The organism is Pseudoflavonifractor sp. MCC625 (genome assembly GCF_018784545.1).
In the GTDB taxonomy this organism is placed as follows: domain Bacteria; phylum Bacillota; class Clostridia; order Oscillospirales; family Oscillospiraceae; genus Pseudoflavonifractor_A; species Pseudoflavonifractor_A gallinarum.
Window position 1 is genome coordinate 282903 of record NZ_WQOJ01000030.1, and the last position, 15264, is coordinate 298166.

Genomic DNA, 15264 nt, shown 5'->3' on the forward strand with positions numbered 1-15264 from the left:
AGCGCGCGCACTCCATATGGAGCGGCGGGGTGCTCCCGCTCTTTACTGTCCCGGAGCGAAAAAATAGGCTTAGACAAAGGACAGGGGACGTGCTAGAATAGGGGCTGAATCACACAGCGCATGGATCGGACCGGGCTGTCTCGTCTGTCGAGAGAGGGGGCGGACAGCGGAGAAGGCCGGCCGTGCAGCCGTTTCAGCGGAGGAAGAGAGTATATGAAGATCGCAACAGCCCAACAGATGCGGGAGATGGACCGCGCGGCCATTCAGGAGCGGGGGATCGCGTCCACCTTGCTCATGGAAAATGCGGCCCGGGCAGTGGCGCGTGCCGCTGTCAGCGTGGCGGAGGCGCGGCCGGAGCGTCCGGGAAGACCCCGCCGGGCAGTTTGCTTCTGCGGCGCGGGCAACAATGGCGGGGACGGCGTGGCCGCGGCCCGCTTCCTGATGGAGGCGGGGATGGAGGTTCGGGCGGTCCTGGTGGGCCGGCGGGAGAAGATGACCTCTGACTGCCGGGAGATGGAACGCCGTCTGGAGGCCAAGGGGGGCTCTCTGGAGGATTTCACCCCCGATGCCCCGGACTTTGCCTGCTGGTGCCTGGAGGCCGACGTGATGGTGGACGCCCTGTTTGGGATCGGGCTGAATACCCCCCTGCGGGGGGATCCCCTGATGGCGGTGCAGATGATGAACACCTGCGACATCCCGGTGGTGTCCGCAGACATCGCCAGCGGCGTGGAGGCCGATACCGGACGGGTCCTGGGGGATGCTGTCCAGGCCGATGTGACGGTGACCTTCTCTCTGCCCAAGGTCGGACATTTCCTGGGAGAGGGCGGGCTGCGTACCGGACGGCTGACGGTGGCCGAGATCGGCATCCCGCTGGATCTGGTGCTGTGGACGGAGAGCAATTTTTACTCCGTGTGTGAAAATGATGTCTACCTGCCCCGCCGGGAGCGGGACGCCTACAAGGGGAATTTCGGGCGGGACTATATCCTGGGCGGATCGGTGGGCTATACCGGAGCCCCTGTCCTGGCGGCCCGGGCCGCCGTCCGCGCGGGCGCGGGCCTGGTGTCGGTGGGTGTGCCGGAGCCCATCTGGCCCGTGGTGGCCATGAAGCTGGATGAGGCCATGCCCAGCCCGCTGCCTGCGGGTAAAACGGGAATGCTCTCGCTGGAGGCCACGGAGCAGATCCTGGCCCGGATGAATTCCAGCGACGTCTGCCTGATCGGGCCCGGGCTGGGCCGGGGGAACGGCGTGGCGTCGGTGGTGCGGCATCTGCTGCGCTCGGCTCATACTGCTGTGATCCTGGATGCGGACGGCATAAATGCGCTGGAAGGGCATATAGATGTGTTGGAGGCCCGGCGGGGCGTGGTCACCATCCTGACCCCCCATGACGGGGAATTCCTCCGCCTGGGCGGAGATCTGAGCAGCGGGGACCGGCTGGCCGCCGCCCGCTCCTTTGCACAGGAGCACGGCTGCTGTCTGGTACTCAAGGGACACCGCACGATCACGGCGTTCCCCGACGGCTCGGCCTATGTCAATACCACCGGAAATCCGGGCATGGCCAAGGGCGGCAGCGGAGATGTCCTGGGCGGCATCATTCTGGCCCTGCTGGGGCAGGGGATGTCCTGCCGGGAGGCAGTGCCCATGGCCGTGTGGCTTCACGGCCGGGCGGGGGACCTGTGCGCCGAAGAGATCGGCGAATACGGCATGACTCCCGGAGATCTGATCGAACGGCTCCCCCGTGTCCTGCGGGAGTGCGAGGGAAAGATCCGGGAACTGGGACCCCAATAAAGAAGGAGGGACGGGTGTGCGCCATCGCTGGATGTGTGCACCGATGATAGCCCTGTGTCTGCTGCTGCCGTCCTGCGGCGGGGAGACAGGTAATGAGGCCGAACAGCTGGCGCTTGATATCCGGACGGAATATCTGGCCATGCAGAGCTGTGCCGCCCACGTGGAACTGACCGCAGATTATGGCCAGCGGGTGTATACCTACGGGCTGGACCTCTCCTATGCGCGGGAGGAGGAAATGACCCTCACCATCACCGAACCGGAGCATATCGCGGGGATTATGGCCCATATCCGGGAGGGGGAGACCACGCTGGAATATGAGGGTGTGCGGGTGGAGACCGGGCCCCTGAACGAGGCGGGGCTGAGTCCTATGAACGCCCTTCCGGTTTTGCTGACCGGCATACAGGAGGGCTTTTTGGCCGAGAGTGTGCTGGAGGGAGGCGGAGAAGAGCCGGAGACCCTCCACATCACCATCCGGGACCCGGAGGCAGAGGCGGGCAGCGGAACAGAGCTTCAGATCTGGTTTGACCTTGTGACCCATGCCATGCTGCGGGGAGAGATCAGCCAGGACGGCTTTACCGTGGTCCAATGTGTCCTTTCGGGATTCTCCATGACGTAAATTCAGAATAAGAAAAGGAGCTGCCGGATGGCAGCTCCTTTTTGGTATTACTGGTCCTGTTCGTCTTCACAGCAGTCGCAGTGAGGACAGGGAATCTCGGTCACATTGTCGGCCGGAGCGGCTTCTGCCGCTTCCCGGGCGGCCTCCTCGGCCTGACGCTCCAGCTCATCCAGCTCGTCCAGACGGCGGCGCAGCGCGTCCCGCTCCTGGGCGGTCATGGCCTCGAGCATCTCCTGGAACTGCTGCTCCCGGCGCTCTTTGGCGGCCTGTCTGCCCTTTTCCTGGAGCTCTTCACTGATCTGCCGTCCCTGTTCCGCGGCGATCTCGCCCTTTTCGACCAGAACTTTGCCCAGTTCACCGGCTTTTTCCGCTGCGATGGCGGCGGCGCCCACACCGGCATAGGCCACATTGGTCAGCGTATCGGTCAGTTTATCCCACATAGAGAGACACCTCCTGAATTAGATTGATCCTGGGATGTGCGATTGGTTTGGATGTCACGACGGGAGATGTTCTCCCTCCGATGCTCTATATTATACCCGAACCCGGGCAAAATGTCTTTGAGTTTCTTTAAAGGGAAGATTAAAAACGGATGAAAGAACCGGCAAAGAGTCCAGAACCCGCAGGAAACGCCAGTTCGTGGGGAAATTCCCGGAAGTTGCCCGGCTTCCCTTGTGAGAAGGTACGGTTTGTGCTATGATAATGTCTGCACGCATGAAAATCAATGGTGTCTATGGTGAACGGGAAAGAAGGCAGGTTACATGGAGAGCAGGCAGAAGCGCACCTGGGCCGAGATCGACCTGGGCGCTCTGGAGCATAATTACCGGGCGCTGCGGGGGATGCTGTCCCCTGGCTGCCGCTTTTTGGGGGTAGTCAAGGCCAACGCATACGGCCACGGCGCCATCCCGGTTGCCCGGCGTCTGGAACAGCTGGGCGCGGACTACCTGGCGGTCGCCTCGCTGGATGAGGGCGCGGAGCTCCGGGTAGCGGGGATCACGGCCCCCATCCTGGTTCTGGGGCAGACTCCGACGGAGTTCGCGGCTGATGTGGTGCGGCTGCGTCTGACCCAGACCGTATGGGATCTGGAGAGCGCCAAGGCCCTCTCTGCGGCGGCCCAGGCCGAGGGCAGAGAGGTGAAGATCCACCTCAAGGCGGATACCGGAATGTCCCGGCTGGGTCTGTGCTGCGATGCATCCCATTTGGAGCAGACGGCAGAGACCATGGCGGCTATCTGTGCCCTCCCGGGGCTGAACCATGAGGGCATCTTTACCCATTTTTCGGACGCCGATGGGAGCGAGGAGTTTACCATGCTCCAGTTTACCCGATTCCTGGACCTGATCGACAAGCTGAAGGACATGGGGATCACCTTTGCGATCCGGCACTGTGCCGCCAGCGCGGCCACCCTGCGCTTTCCGTGCACCCATCTGGATATGGTGCGGCCGGGGATCGCGCTCTATGGCCACTATCCCGCGCCGGAGTGTGAGGGACTGGACGGCGGTGCGCTGGAGCCGGTGATGACCCTCAAGACACGGGTGGCCGCCGCGGAAGAGCGGCCCGCCGGTGCCTGCGTGAGCTATGGCCGGACGGCTCGGCTGGAGGAGGATACCCGCCTGGCGGTGCTCCCCATCGGATATGCCGACGGCCTGTTCCGGGGCCTGTCCAACCGGGGCGTGGTCTCTTTGGGAGGCGAGCGGCGTCCCATTTTGGGCCGGGTATGCATGGACCTGTGCATGGTCCCCGCGGGGGAGAATGTCCACCCCGGCGATGTGGCCGAGGTCTTTGGAAAGGAACTCCCGGTGGAGGAGCATGCAGACCTGCTGGGCACCATCTCCTATGAATTGCTCTGCGCCGTCTCCCGCCGGGTGCCCCGGATCTACCTGGAGTGAGCAAGGAACCGCTGCCTGTGCCGGAGCATAAAATGACCCGGGGAGAGTATCGCCGGGCCGACGGAGGGCACACAGCTTCCGGGGGATTTCCCGGCGCCGTGTATAAATCCCGCCGTGCCGTGGGAGAATCATAGTAGCTTGGCGAAGGGGGAAAACCCCCGGTGACGCCGGCCACTATCTTCCGGCGGAGTGTGAGCTTTTGTGGACAACAGCGTGAAACGTGGAGACATTTTTTATGCCGACCTGAGTCCTGTGGTGGGCAGCGAGCAGGGGGGCGTGCGTCCGGTTCTGATCGTGCAGAACGATACGGGCAACAAGCACAGTCCCACTGTCATCGCGGCGGCCATCACCTCTCAGACGGGCAAAGCGCGCCTGCCGACCCACATCGAGTTTGCGGCCGGGAGCTACGGGCTCCCAAAAGATTCGGTGGTCCTGCTGGAGCAGATCCGGACTCTGGATAAGAAACGGCTGCGTGAGCATATGGGAAGGCTGGACAGTACACTGATGAAACAGGTGGATTCCGCCATTGCAGTCAGCTTTGGCCTCCATCCCCAGCAGCTGGTCTGACCGCTGAGGCGGCAGAGACAGAACACACGGGACGCGGGCCGGCGAAAGGCTACATAGCAATATGCAGCATTTGCCGGCCTGGCGTCCGTTTTGGAATCGTACATAGGAGGACACCCATGAAAGCAACAAAGTGGATGCCGCGCCTGTTGGCCGGAGGATTGGTGACGCTGTCCCTGATGGGAGTGGCTCTGGCTGCCGCACAGGGCAGCCAGAGCGATCCCCTGGTGACACTGAGCTATCTCAATGAGAAGGCGACTCCCTCCATTCTGTCCCAGGTGGACAGCAAACTCACCCAGCGGGAGAGCGCACTCAAGACCCAGCTGCAGCAGGTGGCGGACGGTTACGCCCAGGAGGTACAGGGTTCCGGCGGAAGCGGGGGGAACGCCTCGGTCTATCAGGTGGTGACCCTGAAGCAGGGGCAGCAGCTGGTCGCGGGCACTTCCTGCGAGATCCTGCTGCGCAGCGGCACTGCGGTCTGTGTATCCGACTCCTCGCCCGGCCTGGTGGATATGACGGCCGGGAGCACCCTGGCGCCGGGAGGAGCATTGACTGCCAATCACCTCTACCTGGCCACCATTGAGGGGCGGGGCGTGAAGGCCTCCGGAGCAGTTACCCTGATGGTGAGAGGGAATTACAGCATCGGATAAGATGAAAAAGAGGGACAGCCCCCTAGGGGCTGTCCCTCTTTCTGTGATTATCCATTTCGCAGCCATATGGGCAGACGGGTGGGCTTCATCATGGCCATAAAGCAGAAGAAGACCCCTGCGGCCAGGCAAAAATCCCCTACGCTGGCAAAGCCCCGCAGAAGGGGAATAGGAAGATAAAAAATATCGCCCAAAAAGAGAAGCTTGGTCTCCGGACCGGCCAGGGCGTACATAGGGATGGCACCGGAGGAGAGGGCCTCCAGTCCCTGGGAGGAGAGCCGGAGAGCGGCTTGGGTACTGACCGGCATACGCCAGCCGTTGGCGGCAATGACCACCAGATTACACAGCAATCCGGTGCCGGCACACAGGGCCGTGCGTGTCCGCCGACGGTTGCGCAGCAGGAACAGGCCCAGCATCAGATAGGAGAGGAGCAACAGGGCCGGCCCCCAGAAGCCGGAACCGGTCTTGGGCCATGGGACCCAGGAGACGGCAATGTGCTGTATGAAAAGGGCTGCTATTGGTAGAAGAAGCCAGTGAATTCGGGCCTCCTCCCAGCGGGAGAGCCGTCCGCCGCCCATCCAGCCGATCAGCAGGCTGAGGATCACCGCGGCGGTCAGCATGGCGGGCCCTCCTCTTCCTCTGAGTGGGGATCGAGCAGACCGGACTCGGCCATGTCGGCGGCCACACGGGCCACCTCCGGGTGAAACTGCCGCCCTGCCTCGGCACGCAGAATTTCGGCGGCTACTTTGGGAGAGCGGCCGCTGCAATAGGGCCGGTCGCTGGTGATGGCGTCATAGGCGTCGGCCGCAGCCAGGATATAGACCTCCAGAGAGAGTTCCTCACCCCGGGTGCCGTCCGGATAGCCGCCGCCGTCATAGCGCTCGTGATGATGGCGCACCATGTCCAGAATCTCCCGGTAAGAGTCGATGTTCTTCAAAATGTCCACTCCGATGACCGGATGCCGCTGAATGACGGCCCGCTCCTCCGGGGTCAGTTTTCCCGGCTTTTGCAGAATGGAATCGGGGATGCCGATCTTTCCAATATCGTGGAACACCGCCCCTGTCTGAAGCTGCCGGATCGCCTTGGAGGAGAGCCCCATGCGCCCGGCGATCTGCACGGCAAAGCGGGAGACTCGGGAGGAGTGACCCTCTGTATAGGTGTCCTTGGCGTCCAGAGCGGCGGTCAGCGCCTTCAGGATGCTGTACTGCTGCTGCACACTGCTCAGATAGAGCTTAAAGGAATAGCGGGCCAGCAGCAGCGGCAGCATGAAGAGGAAGGCCAGCCAGGCTCCTGCGGGCATCTGGAGCAGCATCGCCAGGAAATAGGCCATGGGAGCGGAACACAGGATACTGGGCAGCAGCCCCAGAAACATCTGAAGGATGGTAGGATAAAAGGAGACCTTGCCCTCCAGCAGGAAGAGGAAGAGCAGAATAAAGCTGTTGAGCACAATGGAACAGAACACGAAGAGCAGGGAGGGGAGCAGCACGCCGGGGAGAGACAGATCTCCCGGCACGCCATTCGCGGCGTGATAGAGGAACCCCGACAGAGTAAAGGACAAGTTGAGATTGCTGGTATTGAAGAGGGTTTTGACAGGGGCGGTATTGAAGATGTGGCAGTATCCGCCGCCGCTTTCCCGGGGATAGATCTCCAGCGGTTTGGTCAGAAAGACGATGGCAGTGGCGGTCTCAGGCCCCAGGAGCAAAACGGTGGCCAGAATGCTGATAAAGGACATATCAATGGTGCAGTCCGGACGGATATACAGCGGAAGACACCGGCAGAGCACACACAGAATCACCAGTGCCCCCAGCACATAGGGATCCTGCCAGGGGGCGTCCTGGAGACTGCGGCAGACAGAATAGATTCCGCTGCCCATTCCCAGCAGGATGACCAGGCCAATATACCAGGTAGAGGGTTGGTGTTTCTGCATGAGTGTCAAAACCTCCGAATAGACCCGTATGGACCGTCAGAATATGCGGGAACAGGCAAAAGCGGCCAGAAATTCCAGCCGCTTCTGCCTCACGAAGAATCGCTCAGCGCCAGTTAAAGTAAGCGCCGCCAGCGACCAGCAGGGAAACCAGGGAAGTCAGAGCAACCATGATTTTCGCCTTATTCATCGAATACAGCTCCTTTACCGGATACTCTGCCGTGTCGCTATAGGCAGGCTGTATTCGCTTCGCTCTATATGAAAAAGGGAAAAATTACAGGAGAGAGTCCGAAGAGGGGGGGAGGGTCAAAAGACGGCGGTTGACCGCATCCAGCGTGGCCAGGATCACGGAGAAATTGACGTCATCTCCCACATAGCAGGCGCCCAGCAGGGACTCGGTCTTTCCATCCAGTTTCAGGAAGAGACCGACCATCACCACCGGATGCTCTGCCAGAGCGGTGGTGCGCACGGCCTCCACCGAGAACCGGCAGTTGGGAGCCAAAAGACAGTTGATGGCCTCTACCGTGGCGGCAGCAATGGCGCGGGTCCGTGTGCCCGAGGAAGGGGCGCAGCGGGACTCCCCCTCATAGAGCCGGTCGCCCAGACGGAGATGGACTTTGACCGAGACGCCGTCCCGGCTGCTGGCCATATCCAGACGCTCAAAGACCAGACGGCGGGGACCCTCCTTCAGCGGGGCGGGGATCTGAGCCACGCTGATGATCCGGTGGTCCAGCTCCAGCTGAAACTTGGCCAGCAGGGCGGACTGAACGTCCCGGACCACCTGTTTGGGACTGCGGGACTGATCGGAGAGAATATGGACCTCGCGCACGGTCTCTTCCTCCACATGAAATGCGGCGCCCAGCACACCTGGGAGCTGATTGACGAGCGCCTTCCAGGCCTCGGTATCCAAAACCATCGTCTGAGGTCCTCCTTTTGGTGGGACAAAAAAGTTACAACAACTGTTGCTATTATACAGAATCCGACGAAAAGGTGCAAGTATGTAACCGTATATTTTAGACAGAAAAAAGAGAAATTTTTTCCTTTTTCCCAAAACCTTCTCAACAGGGGCGGAAAGGCGGTCTGGGTGTGACAGCGCATGGTCTGACCGGCCGTCACATAGGAATAATAGGAGGGATGAGATTGCAGGAGAAATGAGGTGGAAGCGCGTGGAGATGCAGTTCGCACTGGCCGGTGGGCGGGGTTTTTTAAGGGTACAGGAAGAGGGGGGCAAGATCCACCTGTATGGGGAACTGCCGGAGGATGGACAGGGAATCTATAAAGGGAGGATACAGGGCGCCGGGGGAGGAAACTACCTGGCAGGTACTTTTCTCCCGGAGGGGAGGAAGCTGTGTCTCCGGCGCGTGGTGTCCCGGGAGACGCTGAACGAGCTGGGGGTCTGGCCGGTGACGGGTGCGGAGGCGGTACTGGCCTTTTCCCGGGGCAAACCGGGCGGGGGAGAGCCCGTCCCGACCGGGTGGACACGCCTCTCTGATTTGCCCGCCCGTCTGGGAGACCCCCTTCTCCGCCGGGCGGCGGAGGGGGTGGCAGGGGCGCTCATCCGCCCGGTGGGAGAAGGCGTGGAAATCGCCGTGCCCTTCACGGCGGGAGGCCGATTTCACTTAACGCCGCTGTTCTGTCTGATGTGGGTGTGGGAGTGGGGTGGAGCCAGGTATGCCAGTGTCCGGCTGGACAAAAGGGGATGGCCGATTGCGCCAAAAGACCGCCCCAGGAGAGAGCCGGAGCGGTCGAAAGGGAGGACAGATTAGCGGGAGGCGAGGAGGCGCATGCGGTGCAGGTGCAGGGCCATGTCGCCGCCCAGCTCCACCGAGCGGGAGCGGATCTTCTCGGGCACCGAGGGATAGTCCCGGTTCATCCGAATGAGGGAGGCGCGGGGCCACAGGGCGGTCATGCGCTGAAACGGGTGGCGGATGAGCCCGGGGGAGTTGAAGCCCACCCCCAACTCCAGAAAGACAGTATCGTCCTGGGCGGCCTCCGCCCAGAAGCGCTCAAAGGGGGCACGGTTGGCCATGACCTTCCAGGGGACAAAGACGTCCCTTCCGCGCATGTTCCGCACGGCGGGCGCGCCGCAGTGGGGACAGCGGGGGAGATCCTCCTCCCGGCAGGCATAGGTGACCGGGTCCATATGGGCCACGATGGTGCGGTAGATGGCCTCACCATCCCACAGGGCGTCACAGCAGGGGATGGAGCACTGAAAATCCGCAATGCTGTTTTGAGGACAGAAGATCCGGTCCGGATCAAATCCGGCCTTCTGGAACTGATCGTCGATGTTGCTGCTCAGGACGAAATAATTGCGCCCCTCCACCAGAGCCAGCAGGTCCCGATAGGCCTGGATGACCGGAAAATCGTACCGCGCCCAGAGAGCCTCGGCGGCGATCATGCCCTGCTTTTGCAGATAGGTGCGCGACGGGTCCCACAGGGCCTCCCAGAGGGTGTGGTAGCCCAGGGCGTGCAGAGCGGGAAAGTCCCGGCGCAGGACCTCCTCGGACTGGTAGTCCAGTCCGCCGGCGGCCGAGAGACCGGCCGCACCGCCGATGATGATATGTCCGGCCCCTTCCAGCAGGGAGACCGCCCGCTCCAGGGCGGGTGTGGGGTCCTGGGCCGCCAGCTCGGCTGCCCGGGCGGCATAGGCTGCCATCCGCTCGGCGTATGTCATGGAGTTCTCCTCCGTTTCATTTGAAACTGGTGCCTTTCTCCCGAAGGACGGCACACCCACATTATAAAAAGGAGCAAAGAAAAAGGCAAGGTTAAGGATAAAAACAGATTTTCGGAAAATAATACTTGCATCTTGGGAAAAGCTATTATATAATACCAGAGCATGATTACACACATCTGCTGATTCTGTGTCCGGTGCCCGCAAGGGTGGGCAGGGAAGATGAGGCGGATGGCGGTAACAACAAAAAGGAGGAAATAATCATGGCAGTCGTTTCTATGAAGCAGCTTCTGGAGGCCGGTGTCCACTTCGGTCACCAGACCCGTCGGTGGAACCCCAAGATGGCCACCTACATCTACACTGAGCGCAACGGTATCTACATCATCGACCTGCAGAAGACCGTGAAGAAGCTGGAGGAGGCCTACAACTTCGTCCGTTCTCTGGGTGAGTCCGGCCAGACCCTGCTCTTCGTCGGCACCAAGAAGCAGGCCCAGGAGGCCATCAAGGAAGAGGCCACCCGTTGCGGCGGTTACTATGTGAACGCCCGCTGGCTGGGCGGCATGCTCACCAACTTCAAGACCATGCGCGGCCGCGTGGAGCGCCTGAACCAGCTGAAGAAGATGCAGGAGGACGGCACCTTCGACATGCTGCCCAAGAAGGAAGTCATGAAGCACCTGGGCGAGATCGCCAAGCTGGAGAAGTACCTGGGCGGCGTCGTTGAGATGAAGAAGCTCCCCGGCGCTCTGTTCGTCGTGGATCCCCGCAAGGAGCGCAACGCCATCAACGAGGCCCGCAAGCTGCACATCCCCATCGTGGCCATCGTCGACACCAACTGCGATCCCGACGAGATCGACTACGTGATCCCCGGCAACGATGACGCCATCCGCGCCATCAAGCTGATCTCCGGTGTGATGGCCAACGCCATCCAGGAGGGCAAGCAGGGCCAGGACGCTCCCGCTGAGGAGACCGCCGAGGCTGCCGAGTAATTTTACAGAGATACAAACACATTGGGAGCGCCCGCCCGCGCGGGCGGGCGCTCCTTTTATACAAAAAATGGAGGTATGTGATCATGGCAATCACTGCTAAGGACGTACAGAAGCTGCGCGAAATGACCGGCGTGGGCATGATGGACTGCAAGAAGGCTCTGACTGAGGCCGAGGGCAATATGGACAAGGCCATTGAGATCCTGCGCGAGAAGGGCCTGGCCGCTTCCCAGAAGAAGGCTGGCCGCATCGCTGCCGAGGGTATGGCTTACGCCGCCGTCATCGACGGCATGGGCGTTGTGGTCGAGGTCAACGCCGAGACCGACTTCGTGGCCAAGAACGAGAAGTTCGTGGACTTCGTCAAGGGTGTGGCCGCCACTGTGGCCGCCAACAAGCCCGCCGACATGGACGCTCTGATGGAGTGCAAGTATGTTGGCACCGACCTGACCGTCACCCAGCAGCAGCAGGAGATGGTCCTGGTCATCGGCGAGAACATCAAGGTCCGCCGCTTCTCCTTCTTCACCGACGGCGTGTCCGTGCCCTACATCCACGCGGGCGGCAAGATCGGCGTGCTGGTGAACCTGGAGACCAGCCTCTCCGCCGAGCAGGTGGAGACCGTGGGTAAGGACGTGGCCATGCAGATCGCCGCTCTGAACCCCCGTTTCTGGGACAAGAGCCAGGTGACCCAGGACGTCCTGGACGAGGAAAAGAAGATCATGATGGTCCAGATGTCCAACGATCCCAAGATGGCCTCCAAGCCCGAGCAGGTCCGTGAGAAGATCGTCATGGGCAAGCTGAACAAGTTCTATGCCGAGAACTGCCTGCTGCAGCAGGAGTTCGTGAAGGACGGCTCCATGACCGTGGAGCAGTATATCGCTTCCAGCGCCAAGGCTCTGGGCGGCACCATCACCTTCAAGAACGCCGTCCGCTTCGAGAAGGGCGAGGGCATCGAGAAGAAGCAGGAGAACTTCGCCGAGGAGATCGCCAAGCAGCTGGGCAAGTAATTTCCCCTGCCGGCCAGATTTGAAGCAAGTGTCCCCGCTCTTTGCGACCGGGGAGCGAGAGGGACCAGGTACGTTTTGTACTTGGTCCCTTTTTTGCGCCGGCAGAACCGTATGCCGGTTGCGAACAAATTGTAAAAACTTTGCTTCAAGGCCTATGCAAACAGGGGAAAATAAGTTAAAATAACAAAAGACTGAAACTGGCGGTTTATCGGCATCCGCCCGGTGCCGCCTTACCATAGATATAAAAGGGGTTGACAGTATGAGTGAGCCGCAATACAAACGCGTTCTTCTGAAGATCAGCGGAGAGGCTCTGGCAGGTGACGCCGGCCGCGGACTGGATTTCGGTGTGATCGGCAGCGTATGCCAGGCGGTCAAACAGGCCATTTCCATGGGTGTCCAGGTGGGCATCGTGGTGGGCGGCGGCAATTTCTGGCGGGGCGTCAAGGACGGCGGCGGCCGGATGGAGCGCACCCGGGCCGACCACATGGGGATGCTGGCCACCACCCTGAACTGTCTGGCACTGGCCGATGTGCTGGAGCAGATGGGGGTGGAGGTCCGCGTGCAGACCGCCATTGAGATGCGGGCCTTTGCCGAGCCCTATATCCGCTCCAAGGCTATCCGCCATCTGGAGAAGGGAAGAGTGGTCATCTTCGGCTGCGGTACCGGCAATCCCTTCTTCTCCACGGATACTGCCGCAGTGCTCCGCGCCGCGGAGATCGATGCGGATGTGATCCTGCTGGCCAAGAACATCGACGGCGTGTACAGCGCTGATCCCAACAAGGACCCCACCGCGGTGAAGTATGACTCCATTACCTATGACGATGTGCTGGCGCAGCACCTCCAGGTGATGGATTCCACTGCCACCAGCCTGTCCATGGACAATAAGATTCCCGTCATCCTCTTTGCCCTGAAGGACCCCCAGAACATCATCCGGGTCCTGGAAGGCGAGAAGATCGGCACCATTGTGAAGGAGGAAAAGTGAGATGAACGCAGTCCACAAGCCCTATGACGAGAAGATGCAGAAGACCATTGACGTGGTCATCAGTGATTTCGCCAGCGTCCGTGCCGGCCGCGCCAACGCCGCCGTGCTGGATAAGGTGACGGTAGACTACTACGGCAGCCCCACCCCCATCAACCAGGTGGCCGCCATTTCCTCTCCCGATCCCCGCACCCTGACCATCCAGCCCTGGGATGCTACCATCCTGAAGGCCATTGAGAAGGCCATTCAGACCTCCGACCTGGGCATCAATCCCCAGAATGACGGCCGTCTTATCCGCCTGGCCTTCCCCCAGCTGACTGAGGAGCGCCGCAAGGAGCTCTCCAAGCAGGTGAAGAAGTACGCCGAGGCCGGCAAGGTGGCCATCCGCAACATCCGCCGGGACGCGGTGGACGCCTACAAGGCCATGAAGAAGAAGGCTGAGATCACCGAGGACGACCTGAAGGAGTACGAGAAGGAGATGCAGGACCTGACGGAGAAGCGCTGCAAGCAGATCGACGAGCTCTCCGCCAAGAAGGAAGCCGAGCTCATGGCGGTGTAAGCCCCGCTTGTTTGACAGTCTGAGTGCGGGACGCGGCGCGCCCCGCACTCAAATTCTGATTTGGTAGGAAGTAACACTATGCCCATCTTTAAACCGAAGCAAGCGCCGGGAGTCCAGGTGGACTTTACCCGGCTGCCCCGCCATGTGGCGATCATCATGGATGGAAATGGCCGCTGGGCCAAGCGGAGGGGCCTGCCCCGCACCGCAGGTCACGCGGCGGGGGCGGAGACCTTCCGAACCATCGCCACCTACTGCAAGGAGATCGGCCTGGAATATCTGACGGTCTATGCCTTTTCCACCGAGAACTGGAAGCGGCCGGAGGAGGAAGTCTCGGCCATCATGGGACTGCTCAGAAAGTATCTGCAAGAGGCCATCGGCAAGATGGAGAAGGACCGGGTCAAGATGAAGTTCCTGGGCGATCTCTCACCGCTGAGCGAGGAGCTCCAGGCGTTGTGCCGCCGGACAGAGGAGATCTCCACCCACTACGATGGCTGTCAGGTCAATATCTGCCTCAACTACGGCGGCCGGGATGAGATCGTCCGGGCGGCCCGGGCCTTTGCGGCGGACTGCGCCGCCGGGCGGCAGGACCCCCAGGCGCTGGACGAGGCACAGTTTGCCTCCTATCTCTACACCGGCGGTATCCCGGACCCGGATCTGGTCATCCGCCCCAGCGGGGAGCTGCGCCTGTCCAATTTCCTGCCCTGGCAGTCGGCCTATGCGGAGTTCTATTTCACCGACGTGCTGTGGCCGGACTTTTCGAAAGAGGAGCTCCACCGGGCGCTTCACGCCTATCAGACCCGCTCCCGCCGGTTCGGAGGTGTCTGATGGGGAAGCGTATTCTGGTGGCCGTGGTCTTTATCCCGGTCATTTTTCTGGTGCTCTTTGGCCTGGCGCCTCAGTTTCCCGTGGTATTGCCGGCGGCGGTGGCCATTTTGTCCATGATCGCCGTCCATGAGGTGCTCTGGTCCACGGGTTTTTTGAAGGATGCCGCCCTTACCTGGGGCTCCATCGTGCTGGCGGGTCTCATCCCTTTCTGGGTCTATCTGGGGGGCGATGAGGCCTGGGCCATGACGGGCCTCTTTGTGTATGTGCTGCTCCTGTTCCTGCGGGCCATCCGCAGCCACAAGACGATCACCACGGAGAAAATGGGAGGGGCCTTCTTCTTTACGGTCTTTATTCCCTTTTTTCTCTCCTCCTTTGTGCGCATCCGTGGGATGGAGCACTGGCAGGTGCTGATCCTGCTGCCCTTCCTAGCGGCCTTCCTCAGCGACGCCTTTGCCCTGTTCGCCGGGATGCTCTTTGGAAAGCATAAGCTGGCCCCTGAGCTCTCCCCCAAGAAAACGGTGGAGGGGGCCGTGGGCGGCTTTGTGGGAAGCATTCTGACGCTGCTGCTCTATGGAGCGGTGCTCCAGTTTGGCTTCCAGTTCCAGGTGAGCTATCCGCTCCTGGCCCTGTACGGTGCGGTGGGCAGCGCGGTCTCCCAGATCGGGGACCTGTCCTTCTCCTACATCAAGCGGGAGTATGGCATCAAAGACTATGGCAAGATCTTCCCCGGACACGGCGGTGTGCTGGACCGGTTTGACAGCGTGATTTTCTGTGCCCCCCTGATGGAGGCGCTGGTCCGGTGTCTGCCCGCCATCCGGGTCTGA

Annotated in this window: 17 protein-coding genes; 12 read left to right on the forward strand and 5 right to left on the reverse strand. The window is 61.3% G+C overall.

The window, feature by feature from the left end:
• The first annotated feature begins 213 nt into the window (after positions 1-213).
• Both GPK94_RS08695 and GPK94_RS08700 read left to right on the forward strand, forming a co-directional pair.
• The gene (locus GPK94_RS08695; protein WP_215655554.1) at positions 214-1785 is read left to right on the forward strand and encodes an NAD(P)H-hydrate dehydratase; all 1572 of its coding nucleotides are present in this window, start codon (positions 214-216) and stop codon (positions 1783-1785) included.
• A 16-nt stretch (positions 1786-1801) separates the two neighbouring features.
• Positions 1802-2401: a hypothetical protein gene (locus GPK94_RS08700; RefSeq protein ID WP_346728005.1), complete on the forward strand. Its 600-nt coding sequence runs from the start codon at positions 1802-1804 to the stop codon at positions 2399-2401.
• A gap of 47 nt (positions 2402-2448) precedes the next feature.
• Here the strand turns inward: GPK94_RS08700 and GPK94_RS08705 are convergent, their stop codons facing one another.
• The gene (locus GPK94_RS08705) at positions 2449-2841 is read right to left on the reverse strand and encodes a hypothetical protein (RefSeq protein ID WP_186962741.1); all 393 of its coding nucleotides are present in this window, start codon (positions 2839-2841) and stop codon (positions 2449-2451) included.
• Positions 2842-3159: 318 nt separating this feature from the next.
• On the opposite strand from GPK94_RS08705, the gene alr reads away from it, so the two are divergent.
• The 3 genes from alr to GPK94_RS08720 all read left to right on the forward strand — a co-directional run bounded on the left by alr (position 3160) and on the right by GPK94_RS08720 (position 5498).
• On the forward strand, positions 3160-4284 hold the full coding sequence (gene alr, locus GPK94_RS08710; RefSeq protein WP_215655555.1) for an alanine racemase: 1125 nt from the start codon (positions 3160-3162) through the stop codon (positions 4282-4284).
• Between the two features lie 201 nt (positions 4285-4485).
• Positions 4486-4851 carry a type II toxin-antitoxin system PemK/MazF family toxin gene (locus tag GPK94_RS08715; protein WP_101693379.1) on the forward strand — a complete coding sequence of 122 codons (366 nt, stop codon included), beginning with the start codon at positions 4486-4488 and terminating at the stop codon, positions 4849-4851.
• Between the two features lie 116 nt (positions 4852-4967).
• Positions 4968-5498 carry a hypothetical protein gene (locus GPK94_RS08720; RefSeq protein WP_215655556.1) on the forward strand — a complete coding sequence of 177 codons (531 nt, stop codon included), beginning with the start codon at positions 4968-4970 and terminating at the stop codon, positions 5496-5498.
• 47 nt (positions 5499-5545) lie between these two features.
• On the opposite strand, the gene GPK94_RS08725 is transcribed toward GPK94_RS08720, so the two are convergent.
• The 3 genes from GPK94_RS08725 to GPK94_RS08735 all read right to left on the reverse strand — a co-directional run bounded on the left by GPK94_RS08725 (position 5546) and on the right by GPK94_RS08735 (position 8335).
• A complete protein-coding gene (locus GPK94_RS08725; protein WP_215655557.1) occupies positions 5546-6115 on the reverse strand; it encodes a DUF5317 family protein in 570 nt (189 codons plus the stop codon).
• Positions 6109-7422 (reverse strand): HD-GYP domain-containing protein, encoded by a 1314-nt coding sequence (locus tag GPK94_RS08730; protein ID WP_193537499.1) that lies wholly within the window; start codon positions 7420-7422, stop codon positions 6109-6111. The genes GPK94_RS08725 and GPK94_RS08730 overlap by 7 nt, the downstream gene beginning before the upstream one ends.
• Before the next feature lie 271 nt (positions 7423-7693).
• Positions 7694-8335 (reverse strand): hypothetical protein, encoded by a 642-nt coding sequence (locus GPK94_RS08735; protein ID WP_215655558.1) that lies wholly within the window; start codon positions 8333-8335, stop codon positions 7694-7696.
• A 256-nt stretch (positions 8336-8591) separates the two neighbouring features.
• Between GPK94_RS08735 and GPK94_RS08740 the strand changes: the two genes are divergently transcribed.
• On the forward strand, positions 8592-9185 hold the full coding sequence (locus GPK94_RS08740) for a hypothetical protein (RefSeq protein WP_215655559.1): 594 nt from the start codon (positions 8592-8594) through the stop codon (positions 9183-9185).
• Here the strand turns inward: GPK94_RS08740 and GPK94_RS08745 are convergent.
• A complete protein-coding gene (locus GPK94_RS08745; RefSeq protein WP_215655560.1) occupies positions 9182-10093 on the reverse strand; it encodes a hypothetical protein in 912 nt (303 codons plus the stop codon). The genes GPK94_RS08740 and GPK94_RS08745 overlap by 4 nt on opposite strands.
• Positions 10094-10353: 260 nt before the next feature.
• Here GPK94_RS08745 and rpsB point away from each other — a divergent pair, with 260 nt between their 5' ends.
• The 6 genes from rpsB to GPK94_RS08775 all read left to right on the forward strand — a co-directional run bounded on the left by rpsB (position 10354) and on the right by GPK94_RS08775 (position 15264).
• The gene (rpsB, locus tag GPK94_RS08750) at positions 10354-11076 is read left to right on the forward strand and encodes a 30S ribosomal protein S2 (RefSeq protein WP_101693372.1); all 723 of its coding nucleotides are present in this window, start codon (positions 10354-10356) and stop codon (positions 11074-11076) included.
• An 83-nt stretch (positions 11077-11159) separates the two neighbouring features.
• Positions 11160-12077 carry a translation elongation factor Ts gene (gene tsf / locus GPK94_RS08755; RefSeq protein ID WP_101693371.1) on the forward strand — a complete coding sequence of 306 codons (918 nt, stop codon included), beginning with the start codon at positions 11160-11162 and terminating at the stop codon, positions 12075-12077.
• A 259-nt stretch (positions 12078-12336) separates the two neighbouring features.
• Positions 12337-13059, forward strand: a complete 723-nt coding sequence (gene pyrH / locus GPK94_RS08760; protein WP_101693370.1) for a UMP kinase — start codon at positions 12337-12339, stop codon at positions 13057-13059.
• A 1-nt stretch (position 13060) separates the two neighbouring features.
• Positions 13061-13615, forward strand: a complete 555-nt coding sequence (gene frr, locus GPK94_RS08765) for a ribosome recycling factor (RefSeq protein ID WP_101693369.1) — start codon at positions 13061-13063, stop codon at positions 13613-13615.
• 78 nt (positions 13616-13693) lie between these two features.
• Entirely contained in the window at positions 13694-14440 is a 747-nt protein-coding gene (locus GPK94_RS08770) for an isoprenyl transferase (RefSeq protein WP_101693368.1), read from the forward strand.
• The gene (locus tag GPK94_RS08775) at positions 14440-15264 is read left to right on the forward strand and encodes a phosphatidate cytidylyltransferase (protein ID WP_101693367.1); all 825 of its coding nucleotides are present in this window, start codon (positions 14440-14442) and stop codon (positions 15262-15264) included. Before GPK94_RS08770 ends, GPK94_RS08775 begins: the two co-directional genes overlap by 1 nt.